The organism is Pseudomonas sp. Pf153, from assembly GCF_001269775.1.
GTDB lineage: Bacteria > Pseudomonadota > Gammaproteobacteria > Pseudomonadales > Pseudomonadaceae > Aquipseudomonas > Aquipseudomonas uvaldensis.
In genome coordinates this window covers 19372-45061 of the sequence record NZ_LHVL01000027.1, presented here as the reverse complement: position 1 = coordinate 45061, position 25690 = coordinate 19372, and the positions used below count along the sequence as shown (strand labels likewise).

Genomic DNA, 25690 nt, shown 5'->3' with positions numbered 1-25690 from the left:
CTCAGGCTTGCCCTGTGTGTTCAGTCGATGCGTTTGGCCGACTTGATGATCACAGGGTCGATCGGCACGTTTTGCATGCCTTGTTTGGTGGTGGACTGGGAGTTGACGATGATGTCCACGACATCCATGCCCTTGACCACTTTGCCGAAGACCGCATAGCCGGCGTCACGGCCCGGATCGAGGAAGGCGTTGTCGGCCACGTTGATGAAGAACTGGCTGGTGGCCGAGTTCGGGTTGGACGTGCGAGCCATCGCCAGGGTACCGCGAACGTTATGCAAGCCGTTGCTGGCTTCGTTCTGAATCGGGGCCTTGGTGTCCTTCTGTTGCATTTGCGGGGTAAAGCCACCGCCCTGGGCCATGAAGCCCGGAATCACTCGATGGAAGATCGTGCCGTTGTAGAAGCCGCTGTCCACGTACTCAAGAAAGTTTTTCGTACTGGCAGGCGCCTTGACCGGGTCCAGTTCGATTTCGATCTGGCCGTTGGTAGTCTCCAGCAGTACGTGCGGCGCCTTGGCCGGCTGCGCCGCCATCAGATTGGCGGCAAACAGAACGGTGCCGGCGGCGAGGGCGATTTTTTTCAGCATGGGTCAATGATCCTGATGGGTAGAGTCGACTGCGATCAGAAAGTCGAGCAGGGTTTGGTTGAAGCGTTCGGGTTGATCCAGCGGGGTAGCGTGCCGTGAATCGGTGATCACTACCAGCCGTGCATCGGGCAGCAGCTTTACATAGGCTTCTTTCACCGCCACCGGGGTGTAGTCGTGATCGGCACAGATGACCAGGGTTGGACAGGCAATTTGCGAGAGTCGTTCCTGCACCCCCCAACCCACGACGGCATCGAAGCTGGCGAGATAAGCATGTTTGTCGTTCGTTGCCCAGCGCCGGGCCATTTCCAGTCGTAACTCGGTCTGTTCGGGTTTGGGAAAAAGCTTGGCGCCCAGGGCCTTGCCGATGGTTTCCAGGCTGAGGAGGCGCATCAGGCTCCAGCGCTTGAACCATTGCCAGCAATCGTCGAGCGTACGGATCTTTACCTGGGGCGTGCTGTTGACAATGCACAGGCTCTTGACGAGACCGGGTTCGTCCACCGCCAGTTGGAAGGCGATCATGCCGCCCATGGACCAGCCCACCAGATGCACCGGACCCAGGCCAAGGTGTTCGATCAGGGCGATCAGGTCGGCGCTGAAGCCTTCAATGCTGTAGTGCCCGCGGGGTTTGTCGGAGCGGCCGTGACCGCGCACGTCCACGACGATCAGGCGGTAGTGGGCGGATAACACCGGGATCTGCTTTTCCCAGTCCCGCGTACTGGAGCCCAGCCCATGGACCAGCAACAAAGGTGCGCCATGGCCGTACTCCTCGTAGTGCAGGTTGCAATCTTCATGAGCGAAATAGGCCATGGGCGAAGTCCTTGTCAGGCTTGTTCAGGGGCGGCGAACGGCGCATCGAGCGGCGCGGTGTCGAAGGTACGCAACAGTTCGATGAGAATCTGGGTAGCCGGGCCGAGGGGTTTTTCCTTGTTCGAAAAAAGATAGAAGGTGGAGTTGCGGCTGCCTCCCTGTTCCAAGGGTAGACGCTTGAGCAAACCCTCCTTGAGTTCCCGCTCGATCATGTGCCGGGGCAGCCAGGCGAAGCCCAGGCCACTGCCGACGAAGGTCGCGGCGGTGGCCAGGCTGCCGACGGTCCAGCGCTGTTCGGCACCCAGCCAGCCGACGTCCCGGGGCTGCTGGCGACCGGAGTCGCGGATGACCACCTGCAGTTGGCTTTCCAAGTCCTGGAAGCTTAGCTCGCGATTGAGCCGATGCAGGGCATGTTCGGGATGGGCCACCGCGACGAACTCCACGTCGCTCAATTCCGCCCCCAGGTAGCCGGGGATGCTGAAGCCGCTGATGGCCAGGTCCGCTACGCCTTCGAGCAACACTTCCTCAACCCCCGACAGCACTTCTTCTCGCAGACGCACCCGACAACCGCGGCTCTGCGGCATGAACGCCGTCAGGGCGCGCACGAGGCGCGCGGAGGGATAGGCAGCGTCGACCACCAGCCGCACTTCGGCCTCCCAACCTTGCTCCATATGATGGGCGAGGTCCTCCAGTTGGCTGGCCTGTTTCACCAATTGCCGGGAACGACGCAACAACACGCCGCCGGCCTCGGTCAGCACGGCCTTGCGTCCATCGATGCGCAGCAGCGGCACGCCGAGCTGGTCCTGCATGCGAGCCACGGTGTAGCTCACCGACGACTGGGAGCGATGCAACACTTCGGCGGCCTGGGCGAAACCGCCGTGGTCCACCACGGCTTGCAACGTTCGCCATTGATCAAGGGTCACGCGGGGCGCTTTCATATTGAGCTCCTCTTGTCCTAAGCTGGCGGTCCCTGGGTGGAGACTGCCGAATGAAGAAAATCTGTTGTGCGTTGCTGGCCCTGTTGCCGCTGACTGCCCTTGCCTATCCCATCGATGTGGAAAAACACCTCGAAGGGGTGAGCATCGACTACACCCCCTACGACACCGATGCCGATATCGGTTCCATTCAGGTCAACAACTACGGCAATACCGACGCGGCCTGCACCGTGCTGTTCCGCAATGGGCCCGAGGCGCCTCGTACCCGCAAGATCGAAGTCGCCGCGGGTAAATTCAAGAACGTTACCGCCAAGTTCAACCGCGACATCATCAAGCTGCGTATTGTGCTGACGTGTAAGCCGAAATGATCGGATGCAAGGCGGCGACACAACGCTTGCCTTGCTTATAAACGAATTTATCGATTGTTTGCAGCAGTTATTTGCGCTTTTTCATCGATAAGGTCACGTTTAACCTTCACTCCATCGACTGACAACATTCTCCGATGGAGGCTACATCCCATGTCCCGCGTTCTGATCATCGAAAGCAGTGCTCGCCAGCAAGACTCGGTTTCCCGCCAACTGACCCAGACGTTCATCAACCAGTGGAAAGCCGCCCATCCGGCCGATGAAATCAGCGTCCGCGACTTGGCCGTCAACCCGGTGCCTCATCTGGACGCCAACCTGCTGGGTGGCTGGATGAAGCCTGTCGAGCAGCGCAACGACATCGAGAATGCGTCGCTGGAGCGCTCCAACCGGTTGACCGATGAGCTGCTGGCCGCCGATGTCCTGGTCATGGCCGCGCCGATGTACAACTTCGCCATCCCCAGCACCCTGAAAGCGTGGCTCGACCACGTGCTGCGTGCCGGCGTGACCTTCAAGTACACCCCAACCGGCCCGCAAGGCTTGCTGACCGGCAAACGCGCCTTCGTCCTGACTGCCCGCGGCGGGATTCACGCCGGTGCCAGCTCTGACCACCAGGAACCCTACCTGCGTCAGGTCATGGCGTTCATCGGTATCCACGACGTGACCTTCATCCATGCCGAAGGCATGAACCTGGGGGGCGACTTCCAGGAGAAAGGTTTGAATCAGGCTAACGCCAAACTGTCCCAGGTCGCTTGATCCGTTAATCCTCGGGTAATCGTCAGGTGGCCTACTGACCTGGCGCTTCCCTTCAAACCGTTTTGCGCATCGAACCTCCCTTTGCACTTATTGCTCCTGAGTGCCGTAGCCCGATCGAACGCTTTAGCGAGATCGGGCTTTTTTTTGCCTGCGATTCCACTTACACATACCGCCCCCTGTGGGAGCGGGCTTGCTCGCGAAAGCGGAGTATCAGCTGATTGACTGACCCACCGCCTTCGCGAGCAGGCTCGCCCCCACAGGTCAAAACCGCTATCTTCGCCGCCATTCGAAACGAGGGGCGTATGGGCTATCTACTTTTTGTGACCTTGATCCAGGCATTTTCCTTCAGCTTGATCGGTGAATACCTGGCCGGGCATGTCGACAGTTACTTTGCGGTGCTGGTGCGGGTGGTGCTGGCGGGGCTGGTGTTCATCCCGTTGACGCGCTGGCGTCAGGTGGAACCGTCGTTCATGCGCGGCATGCTCCTGATCGGCGCGTTGCAATTCGGCGTGACCTACGTGTGCTTGTACCTGAGCTTCCGGGTGCTGACCGTGCCCGAGGTGCTGCTCTTCACCATTCTCACACCGCTGCATGTTACTTTGATCGAAGACGCGCTGAACCGCCGTTTCAATCCCTGGGCGCTGGTCGCCGCGCTGGTGGCCGTGGCCGGTGCGGCAGTGATTCGCTACGACCGGGTCAATCCGGATTTCTTCATGGGCTTCCTGTTGCTGCAACTGGCCAATTTCACCTACGCGGCCGGGCAGGTGCTGTACAAGCACTTGGTGGCGCGCCACCCCAGCGACCTGCCGCACTACCGACGGTTCGGCTATTTCTACCTTGGCGCGTTGGCGGTGGCATTGCCGGCCTTTTTGCTGTTCGGCAAGACCAACTTCTGGCCCGAGGCCCCGCTGCAATGGGGCGTGCTGGTGTTCCTCGGCCTGGTCTCCACCGCGCTGGGGCTGTACTGGTGGAACAAAGGTGCATGCCTGGTCACCGGCGGGACGCTGGCGGTGATGAACAACCTGCATGTGCCGGTGGGGCTGTTGCTCAATCTGCTGATCTGGAATCAGCACGAGGAACTGGGGCGGCTGTTTCTCGGCGGCGCTGTCATCCTGGCGGCGGTGTGGATCAGTCGGTTGGGCCTGCACAGACCGCGGACGGCTTAGTCGCCAGTTGTTCAACCAGAAACTCAATGAACGCCCTGGTCTTCTGCGGCAGGCGCCGGGCTGACGAATACACCGCGTTAATGCTGATCGCCGGTGCCTGCCATTCGCACAGCACCGGCACCAGGCGCCCGGCGGCCAGGGCGTCTTCGACGATGAAGTCCGGCAGCAGCGCAATGCCCATGCCGGCCTCGGCGGCCTGGGCCAGCAGGTCGCCGTTGTTGACGTGCAGGGGACCTGTGACCGTCACCCGTTGCGTCTCCTTGCCATTGCACAGTTGCAGGCTCACACCACTTTGCAGGTAGCCGTAGTTGAGGCACTGATGGGCGCGCAGCTCCTGGGGTGTCTGCGGGACGCCTGCGCGCTCGAGATAGGCGGGGGCGGCGACCATGATCCGCGGGGCCGGGGCGAGCTGGCGAGCGATCATGGTCGAGTCGGGCATGCTGGCGATGCGGATGGTCACGTCGAAGCCGCCGCGTACCGGATCGACCTGCTGGTCGCTGAGCACCACTTGCAGTTCGATGTTCGGATGCCGCTCGTGGAACAGAGGAATCAGCTTGCCCAACCGGCGCAGGCCGAACGACATGGGTGCGTTCACCCGCAACACGCCGCGCAGTTCACCGATCCCGTCCCGTGCCCGTTGTTCGGCTTCATCCAGTGCCGCCAGGACTTCCCTTGCCGCTTCGAAATACTCCGCACCCGCTTCGGTGAGGTGCAGGCTGCGGGTGGTGCGTTGCAGCAGTTGCACACCGATCGCTTCTTCCAGCGCCTGGATCTGCTTGCTGACTTTCGACCTTGGCACGTCCATGGCCCGGGCGGCTGCGGCGAAGCCATTCTCGCCGACCGTGACGACGAACGCGCGCATGCATTCGATGCGATCCATGATTGTCCCTTTTTTAGAATCAATGATTCTCGATTTTAGGTAATTGTCCCTTTAAATGCGAGCCCCTAAAGTAGCACCCATGCCGACGACATCACCGACGAAGGCAAGCGCTACTTACCCAAACCATTGAAATTTCGACATTAAAAAAGGAACACACCATGTCTAACCGCGAACTGCTGAACCCAACCAACTCCGCCCTGATCCTGATCGACCACCAGCCACAAATGGCCTTCGGCGTGCAATCGATCGACCGCCAGACGCTGAAGAACAACACCGTGGGTTTGGCTAAAGCCGCAAAGATCTTCAACGTGCCGACCATCTACACCTCGGTGGAAACCGAAAGCTTCAGTGGCTACATCTGGCCTGAACTGCTGGCGGTGCACCCGGACCAGAAACCCATCGAGCGCACCTCGATGAATTCCTGGGAAGACAAGGCTCTGGTAGACGCGGTGAAAGCCACCGGTCGCAAGAAACTGATCATCGCCGCGCTGTGGACCGAGGTCTGCCTGACTTTCCCGGCGCTGGAAGCCCTGGCTGAAGGCTACGAGGTGTACATCGTCACCGACGCCTCTGGCGGCACCACCAAAGAAGCCCACGACATGTCGGTACAGCGCATGATTCAAGCCGGTGCGGTGCCGGTGACCTGGCAGCAGGTGCTGCTGGAATACCAACGTGACTGGGCGCACAAAGAGACTTACGAGGCGGTGATGCAACTGGTACTGGAACACAGCGGCGCCTACGGCATGGGCGTGGACTACGCCTACACCATGGTCCACAAGGCCCCGCAGCGTCAGGCCAAATAATTAGCCAGTAGCCACAACCCCCTGTGGGAGCGAGCCTGCTCGCGATAGCAATCGGTCAGACGACATCGGTGTCGACTGGGGTTGCCAATCGCGAGCAGGCTCGCTCCCACAAGGGTGTGTGGGTTTCAGATGACTTTTTTCTGTGGTTCGGGAATATGACTCGCCCCCAACACTGCCGGCAACACCCCCGAACGCAAATCCATGCCGCTCGGCTGCTGATACAGGTGCAACCCGAACTCGGGCATCACCGCCAGCAGGTAATCGAAGATATCCCCCTGGATGCGCTCGTAGTCGGCCCACACGGTGGTACGGGTGAAACAGTAGATTTCCAGCGGGATACCGTGGGCCGTGGTCTGTAGTTGCCGGACCATGCAGGTCATGTTCGGCTGGATCTCGGGATGGCTCTTGAGGTACGCCAGGGCATAGGCCCGGAACGTACCCAGGTTGGTCATCCGCCGACGGTTGGCCGACATCGCCGCGACATTGCCCTGGGCTTCGTTCCAGGCCTTGAGTTCGGCCTGTTTGCGGCCGATGTAGTCGGTCAGCAGGCGCACTTGGGTCAGGCGCTGCTCTTCCTCATCGAGTAGAAAACGCACGCCGCTCGCGTCGATGAACAGGCTACGCTTGATCCGTCGCCCACCGGACTGCTGCATGCCGCGCCAGTTCTTGAACGATTCGGACATCAGGCGCCAGGTAGGAATCGAGACGATGGTCTTGTCGAAGTTCTGCACCTTGACCGTGTGCAACGTGATGTCCACCACATCACCGTCGGCGCCGACCTGGGGCATCTCGATCCAATCGCCGACCCGCAGCATGTCGTTGCTGGTCAGTTGCACGCTGGCAACGAACGACAGGAGCGTGTCCTTGTATACCAATAGAATCACCGCCGACATCGCACCCAGGCCCGAGAGCAGCAACAGCGGCGAGCGATCGATCAGGGTGGCGACGATGATGATCGCGCCGAATACATACAGCACCATCTTCGTCAGCTGTACATAACCCTTGATCGAACGGGTACGCGCGTGCTCGGTGCGGGCATAAACATCCAGCAGGGCGCTGAGCAAGGCGCTGATGGCCAGCAGCATGAACAGAATGGTGAACGCCGTGGCGACATTGCCGAGAAACACCAGGCTGGTCTTGTTGAGGCCGGGCACCAGGTGCAGACCGAACTGGATGATCAACGAGGGCGTGGTCTGTGCCAGGCGATGGAAGACTTTGTTCTGGCGCAGGTCGTTGACCCACTGCAGGGCCGGTTGGCGACCGAGCAGCTTGGCGCCATGCAGGATCAAGTAGCGCGCCAGGCGTCCGAGGACCAGCGCAATGACCAGCAACAGCGCCAGAGCGAGGCCCGAATGCAGGAGTGGATGCTGGTCGAGGGCACCCCAGAGGTCTTGAAGGTTGAGCCAGAGCTGTTTGATATCCATGGGCGAAACGGTTCTTCTGTGGGCGTGACGAAGCGAATTAGAGCATTTAACCCCGGTGAAGTGACCGTTGATGGCGGACTCGTTGATAAAAACACGCAGATTTGTCGCCGTTTGCACAAAGAAACTCGGCCTTCGCGCTTGAAACCGTTACCCTATGCAGCTGTTTTTTTGCATTTCTTCGAGGTAGCACCCGTGTTTTCCGAATTCGCCCTGCACGAACGCCTGCTCAAAGCCGTGGCCGAGCTTAAATTTGTCGAGCCAACGCCCGTGCAGGCAGCGGCCATTCCGCTCGCGCTCCAAGGGCGTGACCTGCGGGTGACGGCGCAAACCGGCAGCGGCAAGACCGCCGCGTTCGTGCTGCCGATCCTCAACCGCCTGATCGGCCCGGCCAAGATCCGCGTCAGCATCAAGACCCTGATCCTGCTGCCAACCCGTGAACTGGCCCAGCAGACGTTGAAGGAAGTGGAACGCTTTTCCCAGTTCACCTTCATCAAGTCCGGTCTGATCACCGGCGGCGAAGACTTCAAGGTCCAGGCCGCCATGCTGCGCAAGGTGCCGGACATTCTGATCGGCACGCCGGGGCGGATGATCGAGCACCTGAACGCCGGCAACCTCGACCTCAAGGAAGTCGAAGTGCTGGTGCTGGACGAAGCCGACCGCATGCTGGACATGGGCTTTGCCGAAGACGTGCAGCGTCTGGTGGATGAGTGCAGCCAGCGTCAGCAGACCATGCTGTTCTCCGCCACGACCGGCGGCTCGGGCCTGCGGGAGATGGTCGCCAAGGTGCTGAACAACCCTGAGCACTTGCAGCTCAACGCGGTCAGCCAGTTGAACTCCACCACCCGCCAGCAAATCATCACCGCCGATCACAACCAGCATAAAGAACAGATCGTGAACTGGTTGCTGGCCAACGAAACCTACGAAAAGGCCATCGTCTTCACCAACACCCGGGCCATGGCCGACCGTATCTATGGCCGCCTGGTGGCCCAGGAATACAAGGCGTTCGTGCTGCACGGCGAGAAGGACCAGAAGGATCGCAAGCTGGCCATCGACCGTCTCAAGCAGGGCGGCGTGAAGATCCTCGTCGCCACCGACGTCGCTGCCCGCGGCCTGGACGTGGAAGGCCTGGACATGGTCATCAACTTCGACATGCCCCGCAGCGGCGATGAATACGTACACCGCATTGGCCGTACCGGCCGTGCCGGCAATGATGGCCTGGCGATCTCGCTGATCTGTCATGGCGACTGGAACCTGATGTCGAGCATCGAGCGCTACCTCAAGCAGAGCTTCGAGCGCCGTACCATCAAGGAAGTCAAAGGCACCTACAGCGGACCTAAAAAGGTCAAGGCTTCGGGCAAGGCCGTTGGCGCGAAGAAGAAAAAAGTCGATGCCAAGGGCGACAAGAAGAAAACCACCGCCAAGGCCCCGACCAAGCGCAAGACCGCCAACCGCCCTAAGACCGAGGCCCCGGCCCTGGTCAGCAAGGACGGCATGGCCCCGCTCAAGCGCCGCAAGCCACAGGCGCCGGCGGCTGAATGACACGGCGATAAGCTTCATAAAAAAACCGGACCCTGAGTCCGGTTTTTTTATGGGGGGGATGGAGCGCTCAGCCAGCCTTCCTTTCCGCCGCTTCCAGCTCTTGCAGGCGCTTATCGATCAACTGGCATTTGTCCGGCAGATCCTTGCTGGATGTTCCCAGATCCATGGCCTGCAATTCGTCGTTCATTTCCTTGGCCTTGGCCGGATCCTGCTCGGTGAGCTTGGCGACCTTGTCGGCCAATTGTTCGCGTTTGATGGTCGCTTCCTCGGGCGTGCAAGTAGCCCAGGCGGGCAGGGCGCAGGTCAGGGCGGCCGCTAGAGTGAACTTCATGAGGGTTTTCATGGTGTGGGCCTCGTATTCCTTATTTGGGCAGTAATGGGTTGAGGCTTGGGTTGGGTTGAAAGTTCATTAGTCCGAGGGGGGAGGTGCGGCTGGCGAGATGTCTGTCGACTTCAGAGGCAACTTCCGGCCTTCAAGCGGGACGTTTCGTACCTGAAAGACCGAGGGGGCTGATTCCCGATGAACGGTCGGGGTTATACCTTGGGCGTCCCACTATTTAATTGACGCCAAGATGATGGCTATCTAATATCGCGCCGCTATTTTGATATCATTTCGCTCGAGGGATCGAACATGTCCTCACCCGCCCTTTGGGCGAGGTTGTGCCTGGCTTTGCTGTGCCTTTCTCCGCTGACATTCGCTCATGCTGCCCCTACGCCTGGTGACACCGACCTGATCCGCGAGCGCCAGAATCGCCTGCTCGAAGAACAGCGCCGCCGCTTGGAAGAACTCAAGGACCTGCCCGGTCAGGAAGTGAAGCCGACTCAACCGACGGCGCCGGCCGATACCCGTTGCTTTCCCATCAAGACCATCGAACTCAAGGGCGCCGACAGTCTTTCCGCCCGTGAGCGCGAGCAATTGCTCAGGCCCTACATCGGCCAGTGCCTGGGCGTGCCGCAGCTCAACGAACTGCTCAAGGTCATCACCGACCACTACATCGAAAAGGGCCTGGTCACCAGCCGCGCCTACCTGCCGCAACAGGACCTGTCGGGGGGGCATCTGCAAGTGCTGGTGGTCGAGGGACGACTGGAAGGCTTGAAGGGCGCCGAAAACAGCCAGTTGTCGGACCGTGAATTGGCGATGGCCTTTCCCGGCAAGACCGGTGACCTGGTCAACCTGCGAGAAATCGAGCAGATGGTCGACCAGCTCAATCGCCTGCCATCGAACCAGGCCAAGATGGAACTGACTCCCGGCCAGAACGTCGGCGGCAGCGAAGTGCGTGTCACCAACGAGCCGAAAAAGCCCTGGCGCGCCGGGCTGTCGCGCAGCAACGATGGCCAGCGCAGTACCAGCGAGCAGCAGTGGGGCAGCAGTTTCGAGTGGGACAGTCCGCTGGGTCTGGCTGATCAGTTGATGTTGCGTGGCGGTCACGACGCGATGACCGACCACCAGCACACCTCCCGAAACGCCATGCTCTATTACAACCTGCCCTTTGGCTGGTGGAACCTGAGCTACACCTACAGCCAGAGCGAATATCGTTCGCAGATCGCTGCCAACGGTTTCAATTTCAAACAGACCGGTGATAGCCAGAACCATCAGGTGCGCCTGGAGCGGGTGATTCATCGCGACGCTTTCAGCAAGACCTCTCTCAATACGGGCCTGGCCTACCTGCGCACCAACAACTTCATCGAAGACAGCAAGCTCAGCGAGAGCAGCAATCGCCTCAGCGAAGCACAGTTCGGCATCAACCATGGCCGGCGGGTCGGCAGCGCCTTCGTCAATCTGGACCTGGGCATGCAGCAGGGCATCGGCGCCTTCGACGCCCAGGGCGATCATGAACCGCGTCCTGGGGTGCCGGATGCGCGCTATCGCAAATACACCGCGACCCTGAGTTACCTGCAACCGTTCCAGCTCTGGGGCGAGTCCTTCAGCTTCAGCAGCCTGATGACCGGCCAGCGCAGCGAAGACGCGCTGTTCAGCCCGCAGCGCATGAGCCTGGGCGGGCAGTCTTCGATTCGCGGCTACAAGGACCAGTCGCTGGCCGGCGACAGCGGCGGCTACTGGCGCAACGACCTGCGCTGGAGCCGCCCGGTCACCCTGGAGTGGCTGCGCCCGGTGTTCGCCGAGTACGGCACCAGCCTGGGTTACGACCAGGGTGTGATCACCGGGACCCGCTACAACGGCGACGAGCACGGGCGCATGTCCAGCAACTCGCTGGAACTGTTCGCCCGCGGCGAGCACCTGAGCGCCAGCGTGACCTTTGCCCATTCCTTGGAACGCCCGGATGCCCTGACCGAGCGCGAAGCGCCGATCTACTTCCGAATGGATTTTTTCCTTTAATTTTTCGCTGCAACGAGACTTGACCATGGACGACCGCCAACACGCCTTCCTGGCCCGCCAGCCTTCCGCCGCCCTGCAAAACCGTGACCGGTTTTGGGGCATGCCCAAGCGCGGCCTGGCGTTCCTGTTGGCCAACGTCATGTTCTGGCAACCCATGTGGGCCCAGGCCGACGGCATCGTCGTCAGTGCGCCGGGCACCAGCCTTGGCCAGGCGGGCAATGGCGTGCCCATCGTCAACATCGCCAAGCCCAACGGTAACGGCCTGTCCCACAACCAGTTCACGGATTACAACGTCGGCAGCAACGGTGTAATCCTCAACAACGCCACCTCCCGCACCCAGTCCACGCAACTGGGCGGAATCATCCTCGGCAACCCGAACCTCAACGGCACCGCCGCCAGGATCATCCTCAACGAAGTCAACGGCGGCAATCCCAGTCAACTGCGTGGCTACACCGAAGTGGCAGGGCAGTCGGCCCACGTCATCGTCGCCAACCCCTACGGCATCACCTGCAACGGCTGTGGCTTCATCAACACGCCCAAGGCGACCCTGACCACCGGCAAACCGGTGATCGAAAATGGCCAGGTCAGCCGCTACCAGGTTGATCAGGGCAGCGTCGCCATCGAAGGCGCGGGCCTCAACGCCAACAACATCGACAGCTTCGAGATCATCACCCGCAGCGCGAAGATCAACGCCGAGATCCAGGCGAAAAACCTGACCATCGTCGCCGGTCGCAACGACGTCGATGCCGCCACCCTCAAAGCCACTGCACGGGCCGATGACGGCAGCGCCAAGCCGCAACTGGCGATCGACTCCTCGGCCCTGGGCGGCATGTACGCCGGGGCGATCAAGCTGGTGGGGACCGAGGCCGGTGTCGGTGTGAAACTGGACGGCAAGATGATCGCCAGCGGTGGGGATATTCAGCTCGATGCCAATGGGCATTTGAGTATGGCGCAGACCTCGGCCAGCGGTGCGGTCAATGTCAAGGCGGCGAGCCTTGATGCCAAAGGTCCGGTCTACGCCGGCACCACGTTGAACGCCCGGACTCAGGGCAGCCTGAGCAACCAGCAGAGTCTTGCGGCGCGGGACAATATTACGCTGAGCGCGGGTGGGCAGTTGAGCAACAACGGCATCATCGAGGCTGGGCTCAATGCGGATAACACCCGTAATTCGGCGGGTGATGTGAGCCTGACGGCGCAGAGCCTGGGTAACAATGGCAAGAGCGTTGTGGCCAGTCGTAATCTGACGGTTAACGTTGCGCAGACATTGAGCAACCAGAGCGGAACCCTGAGCGGTGGACAAGCCACCACGGTCAACGCCGCGACCCTGGACAACCAAAACAAGGGGCGGGTGCTCAGCAGCAATACACTGAACGTTACCGCCAACACCCTGCTCAACACCAAGGGCACCGTCAGCAGCAACGGCAACCTGACGGCCAATGTCGGGCAGTTGAATAACAACAGTGGCGAATTCACCGGCCTGAGCGGCGTCACGCTGCGCGTTGCTTCTCTGGACAACGTTGCGGGCCTGGTTGCGGCGGGGCAGGGCTTGGATATCAACGCCAGCGGCCAGTTGAACAACCGCAGTGGCCGGCTCACCTCAAGCAAGAATGTCCAGCTCAGCGCCGGGTCGATGGATAACACGGCGGGCCGTTTGCTCAGTGACGGCGCGCTCACCGCCAGCATCTCGGCGCAACTGTTGAATCAGGCAGGATTACTGTCGTCGGCGGGACTGCTGACGCTCAACGCGGCGAGCCTGGACAACCGTCAGAGCGGCGTTGTCACCACAACCCAGGCCGCCGGCCTCAATGTTGGCAAGTTGGATAACCGCGGTGGTGAGCTGTCGAGCCAGGGCGTCCTGACGTTGACCGGCACCGAGCTGGACAACAGCACCAGCGGCAAACTGATTGCCTACGGCGACCTGCGCCTGACCCTGGAACGTCTGATCAACCAGAGCCAGGGGCTGATCTCCAGCCGAGCCGCACTGGCTGTCAAGGCCGGCCAACTGGACAACCGCCAGGGCTCGCTTTATGCCCGACAAGGGATGAATCTGGACCTGCGCGGGCAACTGCTCAATGCCCAGGGCAGCCTCAAAAGCGACACCACCGCCAGTGTCAAAGCCGCCGGGATCACTAACGATGCAGGCCAACTGACCAGCGTCGGCGCGTTGAGCATCGACAGCGCCGCGACCCTGAGCAACCTGGGCGGCAGCCTGATCAGCGGCGACACGCTGCTCTTGAAGGCTGGTCAGGTGAACAACGCTTCTGGCCGCATCGCCAGTGCCAAGGCTCTGAATGCCAACGTCACCGGGCTTGACCAACAGAACGGCCAACTGGTCAGCAACACCAGTCTTTCCCTCGACCTCAACCATGGGCTGTTGAACAACCAGGGCGGGCTGCTCAGTACCCCCGGCGCGCTGCTGCTGAACAACCTCGCCGCTGTGAATAACCGCGATGGCGAGATTTCCAGCGACAAGGCCTTCAACCTGAGGGCCGTCAGCCTGGACAACAGCGGCGGCACCTTGGGTAGCGGCGCCGACCTGAGCGTGAACATTGACGGGACGCTGACCAACCTGGAGGGCGAAATCTCCAGCGCCGGCCTGACCCGGCTCAACGCGATGACCCTGAATAACCGCAACGGTCAGGTACTGGGCGACGGCGCCTTGATCATCAGCCTTGGCGGTGTGCTGGACAACCGCGAGGGCGTGCTCGGTTCGGGCAAGGTTGTGGACATCCAGGCCGCGAGCCTGAACAACAGCAACGGCGGGCAGGTAATCAGCGACGGCAGTCTGAGTGCACGCATCAGCGGCCTGCTGGACAACCAGAGCCAGGGCGAAGTGATTGCCAAGGGCGCACTGGACCTGCAAACCGGCAGCCTCGACAACCGTGGCGGCAACGTCCGCGCCGACAAGGCGCTGCAACTGACCATCGCGCAACTGGACAACCGTAACAACGGGATCATCACCGGCAAGGCCGGCGTCAACGTCGAAAGCACACGGCTGGACAACAGTGGTGGCCTGCTGAGCAGCGTCGGCCCGCTGACCTTGAAGGCCGACGAAGTGCGGAACGACCTCGGCCGCATCTCCAGCCAGACCGACCTCACCGCAGTGATCGATACCCTGCAGCAGCAGCAGGGCGGTGCGCTGGTGGCCCAAGGCAACCTGAATCTTTACGGCAGCCTTTTGGATAACCGCAACGGTGGCTTGGTCGGCAGCACAAAAGCGCTGGATGTGCAGGTCGGTCAGATTGACAACCGGGCCGGCGAATTGTCCGCAGGACTGGGCGTCAAGGTCGGTGCTCAACGACTGGACAACAGCGACGGCGGCAAACTGATTGCCGGCAACGCTCTTGAAATGAAGGTCGCGCAACTGATCAACCAGACCAAGGGGCTGATCCACGCTCAAGGCAGCCTGACACTCAACGCCAGTACGCTGGATAACAGCGGTGGCGCACTCAGCAGCCTCAACGGTCTGGTGATCACACTCGACGATGCACTGTTGAATAACAAAGGCCTGATCAGCAGCGAAGGTGAACTGACCGTCAACGCCGGCAGCCTCGATAACACCGCCGGTAGCCTCGGCAGCGCTGGCGCTTTGTCGATTGTCAGCCTGGGCGGGTTGATCAACCAGGGCGGCTCCATCAGCACCGATGCCGGCCTGACCCTCAAGAGCGCGAGCCTGGACAATAGTCAGAAAGGCCTGATCTCGGGCAGCGCCGCCACTGAAGTCCGCACTGGCGCTTTCAATAACAGCCAGGGCGGGCGCCTGACCTCGGGCAACACCCTCGACCTCACTGCCACCCAAGTGAATAACGCCGCCGGTCGTATCGCCAGCAGTCAGGCGTTGAGCGCATCGGTCACCGGTCTGGATCAACAGCAAGGGGAACTGTTCAGCAACACCAGCTTGAGCCTGAACATGAACCAGGGCCAGTTGAACAACCAGGGCGGCCTGATCAACGCATCGGGCTTAATGCTGCTGAGCAACCTCAAGGACGTCAACAACCAGGGTGGTGAAATTTCCAGCCAGCTGGCGTTCACCCTGGCGGCGCGAAATCTCGATAACAGTGGCGGCAAACTGCTCAGCAACCAAGGCCTGATGTTGCGAACCGTGCAAGCGATGAACAACGCCAAAGGGATTATCTCGGCCGCGTCCGTGGACAGCTACAGCGCCAGCCTGGACAACAGCGACGGCCTGATCAGCAGTCGCGGTCAGCTCGATGTGAAGGTCGATGAGTTGCTCGACAACCAGCACGGTTCGCTGATCGCCGACGGCGCGCTGACAGTGAACGCTGATCGCCTGGACAACCGCGCCGCCAGCATCGCCGGCAAAGCTGGGCTCGACGTCACCGTCACCGCGCTGGACAACCGCCAAGGCACGTTGGTCAGCACCACGGACCTGACGTTGAAAGCGTCGAGCCTCGACAACCGCCAGGCCGGTTTGATCGGCGCAACGAAAGCGCTGGATCTCAACGTTGACGATCTCGACAACCGTGGCGGTGAGCTGAGCGGCAACACCGGCGTCACGCTGGTGAGCAAAAACCTCGACAACAGCGACAGCGGCCAGGTATTCGCCGGGCAGGCGCTGAAGCTCACCGTGGACAAACTGATCAACCGCAACAAGGGCCTGCTCAGCGCCAAGACGCAATTGAGCCTCGAGGGCGCTTCGCTGGACAACAGCGGCGGCTATCTGGTCAGCCAACAGAACCAGCGCATCGACCTCAGTGGCGACCTGATCAACACCCAAGGTCAAATCAGTAGCGAAGGCACCCTGGACGTCAGCGCCGCTAACTTGAGTAACATTGGCGGCAGCCTGTCCAGCGCGGCCAACCTCTCGGTTAAAAGCCTGGGCCGCCTCGACAACCAGGGCGGCGAACTGGTGACCGACGGCGCGTTGCTGCTCACCAGCACGGCGCTGGACAACCGTCAGCAGGGCAGCATCAGCGGTAAAGGCGCGGTGAACGTCACCACTGGTACGTTCAACAACAGCCAGAACGGACGCTTCAACAGCGGCAGCACCCTGAATATCAATGCGACCCAGGTCACCAACCAGGACGGCGGCCGCATCGGCAGCCAAGGCGCGCTGACGGCCTCGGTGTCCGGCCTGGATCAACAGGGCGGCCAGCTGTTCAGCAACAACTCGCTGAGCCTGAACCTGAACAACGGCCAGCTCAACAACCAGAACGGCCTTATCAACGCTCCCGGCACGCTGCTGCTGAAAAACCTGCTCGGCGTGAACAATCAGGGCGGTGAAATCTCCAGCGCCCAAGCCTTCACCCTGGCGGCACAAAACCTCAACAACGATGGCGGCCGGCTGCTCAGCACCCAGGGCCTGACCCTGCGCATTGCCCAAGCGCTGAACAACGTCAAGGGCCTGATCGGCGCGGCCAGCGTCGATGCCCATGCGCAAAGCCTGAACAACAACGGCGGCACCCTCACCAGTCGTGGCAACCTCGACCTGACGGTTGACCAACAACTCGACAACCAGGCCGAAGGCCTGATCAGCGCCGCACAACGGCTGACCCTCAACAGCGGCAACCTGAACAATCAGGGCGGCAGCGTGCTGGCGGGCGGTGCGTTGATTCTCAACGCCATGGCCCTGAACAACAGCGCCAACGGCCTGATCAATGCTCAATCCAGCCTGACTCTCGAAGCCGATTCGCTGGACTCCAGCGACGGCGGCGAAGTGTCGGCCAAGGGTGACCTGAACCTGACCCTGGCCGCTCTCAGCCAAAACGGCGGGCGTCTGCTGGGCGAACAAGCCGTGACGTTGAACCTCGGCGGGCATGACCTGAACAATCGCAACGGCCTGATCACTGCCAAAGGTTTGCTGACCGTCAACGGCCTGCGCAATCTGGATAACCAGGGTGGCGAAATCTCCAGCAGCCAAGGGTTCAACCTCAGCGGCCAGACGATTGATAACACCGGCGGCAAGCTGATCAGCAGCCAGAACCTCGGCGTGACCGGTACCACTCTGGTCAACCAGAACGGCCTGATCTCCGGCTGGCAGGGACTGGACGTTAAGGGCGCCAGCCTCGACAACCGCAACAACGGCACACTCTCCAGCCGTGACGGAAACCTCGGCGTCACCCTCAGCGGCGCACTGCTCAACAGCGGCGCCGGCGCGCTGGTCACCCAGAAAACACTCACCGTCAACGCGGCCAGCCTGGACAACCGTGGCGGCATCCTCTCCAGCGGCAGCGACCAGACCCTGACCGTCACCGGCGGCTCGCTGAACAACGCCCAAGGCGGCCTGATCGACAGCGGCGCCACCCTGGTCATGAACGCCATGACCCTGGGCAACGCCAGCGGCACCATCAATGCGCAACAAGCCCTGAACTTCACCGGCACCAGCCTGGACAACAGCGGCGGCAACCTGATCGGCAACGCCGCCGTCACCCTGGACCTGCTTGGCGCCCTGACCAACACCAACGGCAAACTTGCCAGCATCGGCCCATTGCGGGTCGAGCGCACCACGCAGATCGACAACCAGGGTGGTCAGATCGCCAGCCAAGGTCTGTTGACCTTGCTCACGGGGGGGCTGGACAACCGCAATCGCGGCACCGTCGCGGCCAATGGTCAACTCGTCGTGGACACCAACGGCGCGGTACAGAACGACGCCGATGGTCTGATTTACAGCCAGAACAGCGGCGTGCAGATCGATGCGGCCAGCCTCACCAATGGCAAAGGCACCGTGCAAAGCCAAGGCGCGCTGCAGCTGACCGTCAATCTAGACATCGACAACCAGAGCGGCCGCCTCCAAGCCAAGGCCGGAGACGTGACTGTCATCGGGCGCAACCTGGAGAACCGAGGCGGTGTACTCGCCAGCCTACAAGGGATGCTCACCACCCAACTGACCGGCGTGCTGAGAAACGGCTACGACCTGAACAACAACCGCCAAGGCGGCATCACCCAGGCCCAGCGCCTGAACCTGATCGCCCTCGGCGGCCTCGACAACTACGGCGGACGCATCTCCGCGCAGAGCGGCGACGCTACCGTCACCACCCACGACTTCGACAACCGCAACGGCGGCCTCTATGCCAAAGGCAAGATCAACGTCACGGCCAACGACTTCGACAACAGCGGCGACAACGACGGCCAGATCGCCGGCAGCCAGATCGACCTCAACCTCACCGGCGCGTTGAACAATCGCCTCGGCATCATCGAAAGCGACAGCACCCTGGCGATCAAGGCTACGAGCCTGGATAACCAGACCGGGCAATTGCGGGCGTTGGGTAGCGGTGGCACGACCAACTTCCAGATTGGCGGCCTGTTCGACAACCGCAACGGCACGCTGGAAACCGCCAACAACGGCCTGATCCTTAACGCCACCAATTTCCAGAACCTGGGCGGCAGGCTGCTGCATGTCGGCAGCGGCGACTTTGACATCTCCACTGCCAACCTCACCAACGCCGGCGGCAGCCTCGTCACTCGTGGCGGCTTGACGCTGACGGCTGACAGCTGGACCAACAGCAGCGTGATCCAGGCCGGACGCCTGACTATCAACGTGAATAACCTGACTCAGACCGGGACGGGGCAGTTGCTGGCTTCTACCAGTTTGGTGGGGAGTGGGGGGAGTTGGAGTAACGATGGGCTGATTGCCAGTGATGGGTCGATCAGTCTGGTATTGGGGGGGAGTTATGGGGGCAATGGGCGCTACAGCAGCCTGGGCAACCTGACCCTGACGGCCGCCTCGTTGAATCTGGGCAGCGCGGGCAGCGTTGCCAGCGGGGCAGACGCCACGCTCAAGATCAATGGGCAACTCGACAACTACGGCCGCATGACTGCCGCCTCCGCCCTGACCGTCAATGCCGGCTCAATCAACAACTACGGGACGCTGGGCAGCGGCGGCAACCTGCGCCTGGGTGCGTCCAGCCTGCTCAACCAGAACGGTTTGATCTTCAGCGGCGCGGACATGGCGTTGCGCGTCAACGACTTCACCAACCGTTTTGCCGACGTCTATGGCACGGGCAACATCAGCATCAGTCGCGATGACAGCAACGCCTGGAGCGCTTCGATTGCCAATATCTCGGCATCGATTGAAAGCGGCGGCGACTTGACCCTGGCGGCGGATCATATCGAGAACCGTAAGGATGTGTTTGAGGCTACGGGTGGGTTGGTGTCGGGTTACATCGGGATCCAGTGTTACGCCTGTGCAGAGTTCGTTCCGTACATTGGTTACAAAGAAGACGGTTACATGGTCTGGGTGGAAAACTATACATCTCAGATCGTTCAGGATTCTGCGTCAGCCAGTATGACGGCCGGAAAAAATTTCCTAGCTAATGGGGGCGATTTTCTCAATCGAGCCTCGACGGTTAGCGCTCGCGGCAACTTGACCCTTAGCCTGCAAACCTTCACCAACAGCGGAGCGTCTGCAGGTGATTACAGCGTACGACGTTCATTCAACTTACCCCACAAAGCCGATGAGAATATGGCCTTTTGGGAGGCGGTGCTGAACTACAACGCCGCTAATGATCCCCTTTACTATAATCAATACCAGCGTCCCAGCTTGCATGCTTGGAACGCTACCAATGTCGAGTCCATGTTCACGGTACTTTCGAAGCCTGGAGGTCGAGGGGACAATCCCTACACGTCCTTTGGCATAGTTCATGTTGATGGCGGCCCTGACAATCTTGACCCGGCACACTACAACGACGGGGTGCGTACCGACGCACCGGCTTCTGTCAGAAACGCCGCCTTCTTCGAAAACACCATCACCTACAACAGCCCCTCTAACTTCGCCAGTGCCGTCGTACAGGCCGGCGGAGCGGTGCACATCAATGCAACTCAGAACTTCACCAACAGTGTCGTCCGTGAAGGCGTCACTCTACATGGCGGCGCATCCAAAGTTGGCTCGACTCAACTCAGCGGCCAGGTGACTCCGGCAGTCATACAGATCAATGGACAACTCCCACCCAACCTCGCGCAACAACAGCTCAACCCGCTGACCCTGCCGGGTTTCAGCTTGCCTACCGGGCAGAATGGCCTGTTTCGCCTGAGCGGCCAGGGTGGCTCGGCCCAACAGGCGACCCAGGCCGACAACGCGCCACAAAGCTGGAGCATGTCCAACAATTCCATCAGCACCGCTCAGCGCCAGCAGGACCTGCCGGACGCCCAGGCTCGCAGCGTGCAGGTCGGTGAGGCCGCGCAACTGGTCACGGCTGACCGGCAATTCACTCAAGTCACTCGCCAAACCACCGACAGCAACGTGAACAGCCGCGTGCCCGATGCAAGCGCGCCTGTTGAAAACGGCGGCCATTCCCTGCCAATGCCGAGCCGCAACAGCAATTTGGGCGATGTGGCCCAGGTGGGAGCAATCACCGGCACCAGCCTTATCCCAACGGCACGGGTCGTCCCCATGGTGGGCAACGTAGTTGCCACACCTGCGTCCATTCAAACGGTCGCGCGGGTCCAAGGTGTGCCGGATACCTCGTTCAAAACTAACCCACAGAAATACCTGATCGAAACCAACCCCGCGCTCACTGAGCTCAAGTCGTTCATGAGCTCGGACTACCTGCTGGGCGAACTCAAGTACGACCCCGACCAGAGCACCAAACGCCTGGGCGATGGACTCTACGAACAACGCTTGATCCAGCAAGCGGTAGTCGCCCGCACCGGCCAGCGCTTCATCGACGGCCAGACCAGCGACGAGGGGATGTTCAAGTACCTGATGGACAACGCCATCGCCAGCAAACAGCAACTTGGTTTGTCGGTGGGCGTGACGCTGACTTCGGAGCAAGTCGCGGCGCTGACCCATGACATCGTCTGGCTGGAAGAGCATGAGGTAAACGGCGAGAAGGTGCTGGTGCCGGTGCTGTACATGGCCCAGGTGAACAATCGTCTGGCGCCGAACGGGGCGTTGATTCAGGGGGCGGATGTCAAGCTGATTGCCGGTCAGGATCTGACGAATGCCGGTACGTTGCGTGCGACCACTGATCTTAGTGCGACAGCTGGTAAGGACCTTGTTAACAGCGGGCTGGTTGAAGCGGGTAATCGATTGGATCTGTTGGCGGGCAATGACCTTGTTAATAAGGCAGGGGGTATTGTCGCTGGGCGGGATGTGAATCTAATCGCAGCCGCAGGTGACGTGATTATTGAGCGTTCCCTGACTGCCAGTGGCGATAACACCCACTTGCACCGTGAGTTTGTCGATAGCGCCGCACGTGTCGAGGCCGCGAATGATTTAACTATCAACGCCGGGCGTGATTTCACCAGCAAGGGGGGAGTGCTGGAGAGTGGACGAGACACCATCATTAATGCTGGTCGTGATGTCGCTATTGCCACGGCCGAGCAATATAACAGCGCGAATCTCGGTGGAAAACAGAGCTCCAGCATCACCCAATACGGTTCTACGCTGGATGTGGGTCAGGATCTGACCATTCGTGCTGGTCGAGATGTTGCCGAAATCGGTAGCCAGATCGAGGCCCGGCGCGATATTGGAATCACCGCTGCCGAAAATCTGCTTCTGAGCTCCGCTGCGGACGAAAGCCACTCCTATTCCAAATCCAAGAAACTCACGACACAGGAAGACCACGTCAAGCAAATCGGCAGTACCGTGACGGCGGGAGGGGACGTTTCGCTCAAGGCCGGTAAGGACATGTCGGTGGTATCGACTCGCGTCACCGCAGGTGACGAAGCCTATCTGGTGGCAGGTGGCAATCTTCAACTGCTAGCGGCACAAGACAGCGACTATTCGCTGTATGACAAAAAGAAAAAGGGCAGTTGGGGCACCAAACAGACCAAGCGTGACGAGGTCACCAAAATCACCCATGTTGGAAGCGAGATCACCACAGGTGGTGATCTGATGCTGATCAGCGGCACAGATCAAAGGTATCAGGTTGCCAAACTAAATAGCGGCGGTGATTTGACTCTGCAAAGTGGCGGTTCGATTACCTTTGAAGGAGTGAAGGATCTCCACCAGGAAAGCCACGAGAAAACCAACAACAACGCTTTTTGGGTCTCGTCAAAAGGCAAAGGGCACACCGACGAAACCTTCCGTCAGACACAGATGAAAGCGGCCGGTGATGTAGTGATCAACGCGGTTGGTGGGCTGACAATTGATGTAAAACAAATCAACCAACAAACCGTCAGTCAGTCCATCGATGCAATGGTAAAGGCCGATCCCCAACTCGCTTGGCTCAAACAGGCAGAGGCAAGAGGGGACGTGGACTGGCGACAAGTGAAAGAAATTCACGAGTCGTTTAAATACAGCAATTCCGGGCTGGGACCGGCCTCGCAGATCATCATTGCTATCCTCATGGCCGCAGTTGTCGGGCCGGCCGTAGCAGGTATGGCTGGCGGAGGTGTCGGGGGAGGAATTGCTGGCGCCGTTGCGTCAAATGTATCGACGAACGCAACAGTCAGCGCCATTAACAATGGCGGTGACCTTGGCGCAGTAATTAAAGACGTGACTTCTTCAGATGCACTGAAGAATTATGCCATCTCAGCGATTACAGCGGGTCTTACAGCAGCTTATTTCAACGATTGGACCGGTACTAAGACCAATACGGTAACGGGCAAGGTCATTTCCGAGTCGTTGGGGAGTTGGAGTGGTATCGGTCAATTCGCCGCCAATCAAGTGCTACAGAACGGGACGTCCTTGCTTGTGAGCAAGGCCTTGGGACAAGGCGGCAGCACAAGCGATGCATTGAAAGGTGCGTTGTTCAATACGTTGGCGGCGGCCAGCTTCAACGCTGTCGGTGATTACACTAAAGGTGTTCTTGGGGACGGCTCTCTGCCGAAAATTGCTGTTCACGCGATGGTGGGAGGCTTGTTAGCGGAAGTAACGGGCGGGGATTTCAGAACCGGTGCATTGGCTGCCGGGGCGAACGAAGCGCTCGTTACGTACCTGAACACGCTGGTGAAAGGTAATGAAGACCTTTTGAGCATGAGCTCGCAAATTGTTGGTGTTTTGGCTGCTGCGGCGCAGGAGGATACGGACGCCAGCAAGATGGACAAGGGCGGGTGGATTGCAAAAAATGCCACTCAATACAATTTTACGGGGCATCAAGAACTGGATGATCTGGAAGCAGCCGCCCGTTCTTGTGAAGCGAAAGGAAACTGTGAGGAAGTAAAGCAGCGGTTCAGAGATCAAAGCGTTGCGGACGATGATGCGCTTGCAGCGTTATGCGATGGCAATGCATATCTTTGTGTTCAGCTGTTCGGTGACATCCTGCATGATCGGAAAAGCTTGCAGGAGCGTCTAGCCCATATGGCTTTGGACGACACTCTTCCTGTAATGTTTCGGGAAGATCTGCATCGTTATCAGCTGCAAAATACCAATGCTATTGGCATTTTGACTCAGGCGCAAACGCAGCTATCGTTGGAGGGCGAGGGGGTTTCACCTGAGGCTGCTAGTTGGGGGAGCTATCTGCTCGCTGTGGTCGGCGGGTTTTTAATAGGGAAAGGAGGTGCAAAAGGAGTGTCAGGTTCGACTCTGACAAGAGACGAATTGATCTCGGGCTTGCCTGTAGGCACTAAGATCACACCAGAAAATGTGGTTGATATCCGTAGACTGCCAGACGGTCGAACCGTCTGGCTGGAAAATGGTACTGATGCCGCCGGGTTGCAACACATCTACAAGCGACACGAGGTCGACTTTATCAATAAAGGGATCTCCCGGGATGACATTCCAAATGTTGTGATGAATGCTCTTGAGCGTGGAGAAGTTGTCGGGACCAATGGTTCGGCTAACGTTTATCGCATCACTTACAATGGTGTTGAACAAAATATTGCTGTTGGGGTTGGCTCAAACGGCTTCGTGGTTCGAGCTAATCCGGTCAGCTCTTGGAAGCCATTGCCATGATCAGGTTAAGACTAACAAATGAGTATTTGGCTGGGCCGATATTCTGCCCAGATCCGGATAGAATGGGGCACATTGATATTGAAGATCTGCCGATTTCTCAAGAGTTGAGGGCCAAAATCAGTAAGTGGGACGGTGAGTATCAGGCGACGTTCAACAGTGACTACCCGCCAGATTCTGGTTTTACCACGCCTGAGGCAGAGCTTCGGCACATAGCCGAAGGGATGCAACTGGCCAAATCGATACAACAAGAACTAGAGAGTGATTATACGGTGGAGTACTGCCCATAGCCGATAATTAGTCGGTGTAAAAGGTACTGGTAGGAAAAAAGGGGACAGATTTATTTTTCAAGGCGTGCGTTGAAAATAAATCTATCCCCTTTTTTCCTTGGAGAAGTTTCTTTTGACGCTGCCAACGGGGTCGGTACCATATATTCTCCAAAAGTGACGATAAATGCCGGTGAGGTCGTGTTTGACGACTTTGCTATTGGCACATCGAAAGGTTTTATTGGGTATGGTCCAGATGGGGCGGCAGAGTTAGTTGGACCTCTAAAAAAGCTTATAGAATACATGCAGGCTCAAGGAGGCAAGACCGTAACTTTAAGAGGTTATTATGCGTCTGAGGAAGGTGCCGCATTAGGCGCAGGGAAAGTAGGTGACAGATTTTCTTTTAGTTTTCCTGCTACCAACGACGGTCTTAGAAGTTTTTTGAGGGGGCTGAAATAATGTCTTATCTGAAATCCGTGAGTAAGCATCTTGAAAGTCTAAGTGTGTCTGGTTATGGTGAGTACTTAACATTTATAAGTGATCCAGTTTTAGGGCGGGGAGTATATGAGGTTGGTTTGGATGGTTGTATCTTAAGGTTTTTTAGAAGAGGCTTGACGATAGATTTTAAGGACGAAGCTGTTAATGTGCTTTATTCTGATATTCTAAGTATTACTAGTCATATCACTGCTGCGGTATTTTCAAAGGCTTCAGAGAGTCAGGATGTAAGTATTTCAGTTCCGTTGGAAATACATCTCTCTGGACGGGTTGTGGTTGTAGAAGTGCAGTTGCTAGCCTATTCCAGAGTGCTGATTGTTCTAAATGATTTGTGGAGTGATTCGAAAGTTTAAAAAGGCTCGAAAAAAGGAACGAGAAAAAAGCAAAAAAGGAGACAGTTTTGAATGGCACTTACTTAACGTGTTTGGCATGCCCATGCTTCCTGATATCTGCCCTGGCTGACCGACGTGATTTGGTCTGGAAAAAAGGGGACAGATTTATTTTTCAACCCTCTGCTACGCTGAAAGCTTCCAAGGATGGAG

Annotated in this window: 16 protein-coding genes; 10 read left to right on the top strand and 6 right to left on the bottom strand. The window is 59.2% G+C overall.

Features of this window, described 5'->3' with window-relative positions:
- Positions 1-20: 20 nt before the first annotated feature.
- The 3 genes from AD666_RS20230 to AD666_RS20220 are packed head-to-tail and all read right to left on the bottom strand — an operon-like array spanning position 21 to position 2329.
- Complete coding sequence (locus AD666_RS20230) at positions 21-584, bottom strand: peptidylprolyl isomerase (RefSeq protein WP_053155763.1); 564 nt, start codon at positions 582-584, stop codon at positions 21-23.
- Between the two features lie 3 nt (positions 585-587).
- The gene (locus tag AD666_RS20225) at positions 588-1391 is read right to left on the bottom strand and encodes an alpha/beta fold hydrolase (RefSeq protein WP_053155760.1); all 804 of its coding nucleotides are present in this window, start codon (positions 1389-1391) and stop codon (positions 588-590) included.
- 14 nt (positions 1392-1405) lie between these two features.
- Positions 1406-2329, bottom strand: coding sequence for a LysR family transcriptional regulator (locus tag AD666_RS20220; RefSeq protein ID WP_053155756.1), 924 nt, complete (start codon positions 2327-2329; stop codon positions 1406-1408).
- A gap of 50 nt (positions 2330-2379) precedes the next feature.
- Here AD666_RS20220 and AD666_RS20215 point away from each other — a divergent pair, with 50 nt between their 5' ends.
- The 3 genes from AD666_RS20215 (at position 2380) to AD666_RS20205 (ending at position 4610) form a co-directional block, all read left to right on the top strand.
- On the top strand, positions 2380-2694 hold the full coding sequence (locus tag AD666_RS20215; protein ID WP_053155754.1) for a hypothetical protein: 315 nt from the start codon (positions 2380-2382) through the stop codon (positions 2692-2694).
- Between the two features lie 150 nt (positions 2695-2844).
- Positions 2845-3444 carry an FMN-dependent NADH-azoreductase gene (locus tag AD666_RS20210; protein ID WP_053155752.1) on the top strand — a complete coding sequence of 200 codons (600 nt, stop codon included), beginning with the start codon at positions 2845-2847 and terminating at the stop codon, positions 3442-3444.
- A gap of 302 nt (positions 3445-3746) precedes the next feature.
- Entirely contained in the window at positions 3747-4610 is an 864-nt protein-coding gene (locus AD666_RS20205; protein WP_053155750.1) for a carboxylate/amino acid/amine transporter, read from the top strand.
- Here the strand turns inward: AD666_RS20205 and AD666_RS20200 are convergent.
- A complete protein-coding gene (locus AD666_RS20200; protein WP_053155748.1) occupies positions 4573-5490 on the bottom strand; it encodes a LysR family transcriptional regulator in 918 nt (305 codons plus the stop codon). The two genes, AD666_RS20205 and AD666_RS20200, sit on opposite strands and share 38 nt — an antisense overlap.
- A gap of 158 nt (positions 5491-5648) precedes the next feature.
- On the opposite strand from AD666_RS20200, the gene AD666_RS20195 reads away from it, so the two are divergent.
- A complete protein-coding gene (locus AD666_RS20195) occupies positions 5649-6293 on the top strand; it encodes a hydrolase (protein WP_053155745.1) in 645 nt (214 codons plus the stop codon).
- Between the two features lie 125 nt (positions 6294-6418).
- Here AD666_RS20195 and AD666_RS20190 read toward each other — a convergent pair whose 3' ends face one another.
- Positions 6419-7717: a mechanosensitive ion channel family protein gene (locus AD666_RS20190; RefSeq protein WP_053155743.1), complete on the bottom strand. Its 1299-nt coding sequence runs from the start codon at positions 7715-7717 to the stop codon at positions 6419-6421.
- Between the two features lie 192 nt (positions 7718-7909).
- On the opposite strand from AD666_RS20190, the gene AD666_RS20185 reads away from it, so the two are divergent.
- The gene (locus AD666_RS20185) at positions 7910-9256 is read left to right on the top strand and encodes a DEAD/DEAH box helicase (RefSeq protein ID WP_053155741.1); all 1347 of its coding nucleotides are present in this window, start codon (positions 7910-7912) and stop codon (positions 9254-9256) included.
- Between the two features lie 67 nt (positions 9257-9323).
- Here AD666_RS20185 and AD666_RS20180 read toward each other — a convergent pair whose 3' ends face one another.
- On the bottom strand, positions 9324-9599 hold the full coding sequence (locus AD666_RS20180; RefSeq protein WP_053155739.1) for a hypothetical protein: 276 nt from the start codon (positions 9597-9599) through the stop codon (positions 9324-9326).
- A 288-nt stretch (positions 9600-9887) separates the two neighbouring features.
- On the opposite strand from AD666_RS20180, the gene AD666_RS20175 reads away from it, so the two are divergent.
- From AD666_RS20175 to AD666_RS26485, 5 genes are all read left to right on the top strand, one after another.
- On the top strand, positions 9888-11594 hold the full coding sequence (locus tag AD666_RS20175) for a ShlB/FhaC/HecB family hemolysin secretion/activation protein (protein WP_053155737.1): 1707 nt from the start codon (positions 9888-9890) through the stop codon (positions 11592-11594).
- Between the two features lie 25 nt (positions 11595-11619).
- Complete coding sequence (locus AD666_RS20170; protein WP_053155735.1) at positions 11620-24390, top strand: filamentous hemagglutinin N-terminal domain-containing protein; 12771 nt, start codon at positions 11620-11622, stop codon at positions 24388-24390.
- Positions 24387-24677 (top strand): hypothetical protein, encoded by a 291-nt coding sequence (locus tag AD666_RS20165; protein WP_053155733.1) that lies wholly within the window; start codon positions 24387-24389, stop codon positions 24675-24677. The genes AD666_RS20170 and AD666_RS20165 overlap by 4 nt, the downstream gene beginning before the upstream one ends.
- 69 nt (positions 24678-24746) lie before the next feature.
- Positions 24747-25112 (top strand): hypothetical protein, encoded by a 366-nt coding sequence (locus AD666_RS26490; RefSeq protein ID WP_156315968.1) that lies wholly within the window; start codon positions 24747-24749, stop codon positions 25110-25112.
- On the top strand, positions 25112-25501 hold the full coding sequence (locus tag AD666_RS26485; RefSeq protein ID WP_156315967.1) for a hypothetical protein: 390 nt from the start codon (positions 25112-25114) through the stop codon (positions 25499-25501). Before AD666_RS26490 ends, AD666_RS26485 begins: the two co-directional genes overlap by 1 nt.
- Positions 25502-25690: the final 189 nt, after the last annotated feature.

Excerpts from the sequence above, each read along its gene's own strand:
- AD666_RS20230 (WP_053155763.1), bottom strand. The coding sequence starts at position 584 with ATGCTGAAAAAAATCGCCCTCGCCGCCGGCACCGTTCTGTTTGCCGCC.
- AD666_RS20225 (WP_053155760.1), bottom strand. The coding sequence starts at position 1,391 with ATGGCCTATTTCGCTCATGAAGATTGCAACCTGCACTACGAGGAGTAC.
- AD666_RS20220 (WP_053155756.1), bottom strand. The coding sequence starts at position 2,329 with ATGAAAGCGCCCCGCGTGACCCTTGATCAATGGCGAACGTTGCAAGCC.
- AD666_RS20215 (WP_053155754.1), top strand. The coding sequence starts at position 2,380 with ATGAAGAAAATCTGTTGTGCGTTGCTGGCCCTGTTGCCGCTGACTGCC.
- AD666_RS20210 (WP_053155752.1), top strand. The coding sequence starts at position 2,845 with ATGTCCCGCGTTCTGATCATCGAAAGCAGTGCTCGCCAGCAAGACTCG.
- AD666_RS20205 (WP_053155750.1), top strand. The coding sequence starts at position 3,747 with ATGGGCTATCTACTTTTTGTGACCTTGATCCAGGCATTTTCCTTCAGC.
- AD666_RS20200 (WP_053155748.1), bottom strand. The coding sequence starts at position 5,490 with ATGGATCGCATCGAATGCATGCGCGCGTTCGTCGTCACGGTCGGCGAG.
- AD666_RS20195 (WP_053155745.1), top strand. The coding sequence starts at position 5,649 with ATGTCTAACCGCGAACTGCTGAACCCAACCAACTCCGCCCTGATCCTG.
- AD666_RS20190 (WP_053155743.1), bottom strand. The coding sequence starts at position 7,717 with ATGGATATCAAACAGCTCTGGCTCAACCTTCAAGACCTCTGGGGTGCC.
- AD666_RS20180 (WP_053155739.1), bottom strand. The coding sequence starts at position 9,599 with ATGAAAACCCTCATGAAGTTCACTCTAGCGGCCGCCCTGACCTGCGCC.
- AD666_RS20175 (WP_053155737.1), top strand. The coding sequence starts at position 9,888 with ATGTCCTCACCCGCCCTTTGGGCGAGGTTGTGCCTGGCTTTGCTGTGC.
- AD666_RS20170 (WP_053155735.1), top strand. The coding sequence starts at position 11,620 with ATGGACGACCGCCAACACGCCTTCCTGGCCCGCCAGCCTTCCGCCGCC.
- AD666_RS20165 (WP_053155733.1), top strand. The coding sequence starts at position 24,387 with ATGATCAGGTTAAGACTAACAAATGAGTATTTGGCTGGGCCGATATTC.
- AD666_RS26485 (WP_156315967.1), top strand. The coding sequence starts at position 25,112 with ATGTCTTATCTGAAATCCGTGAGTAAGCATCTTGAAAGTCTAAGTGTG.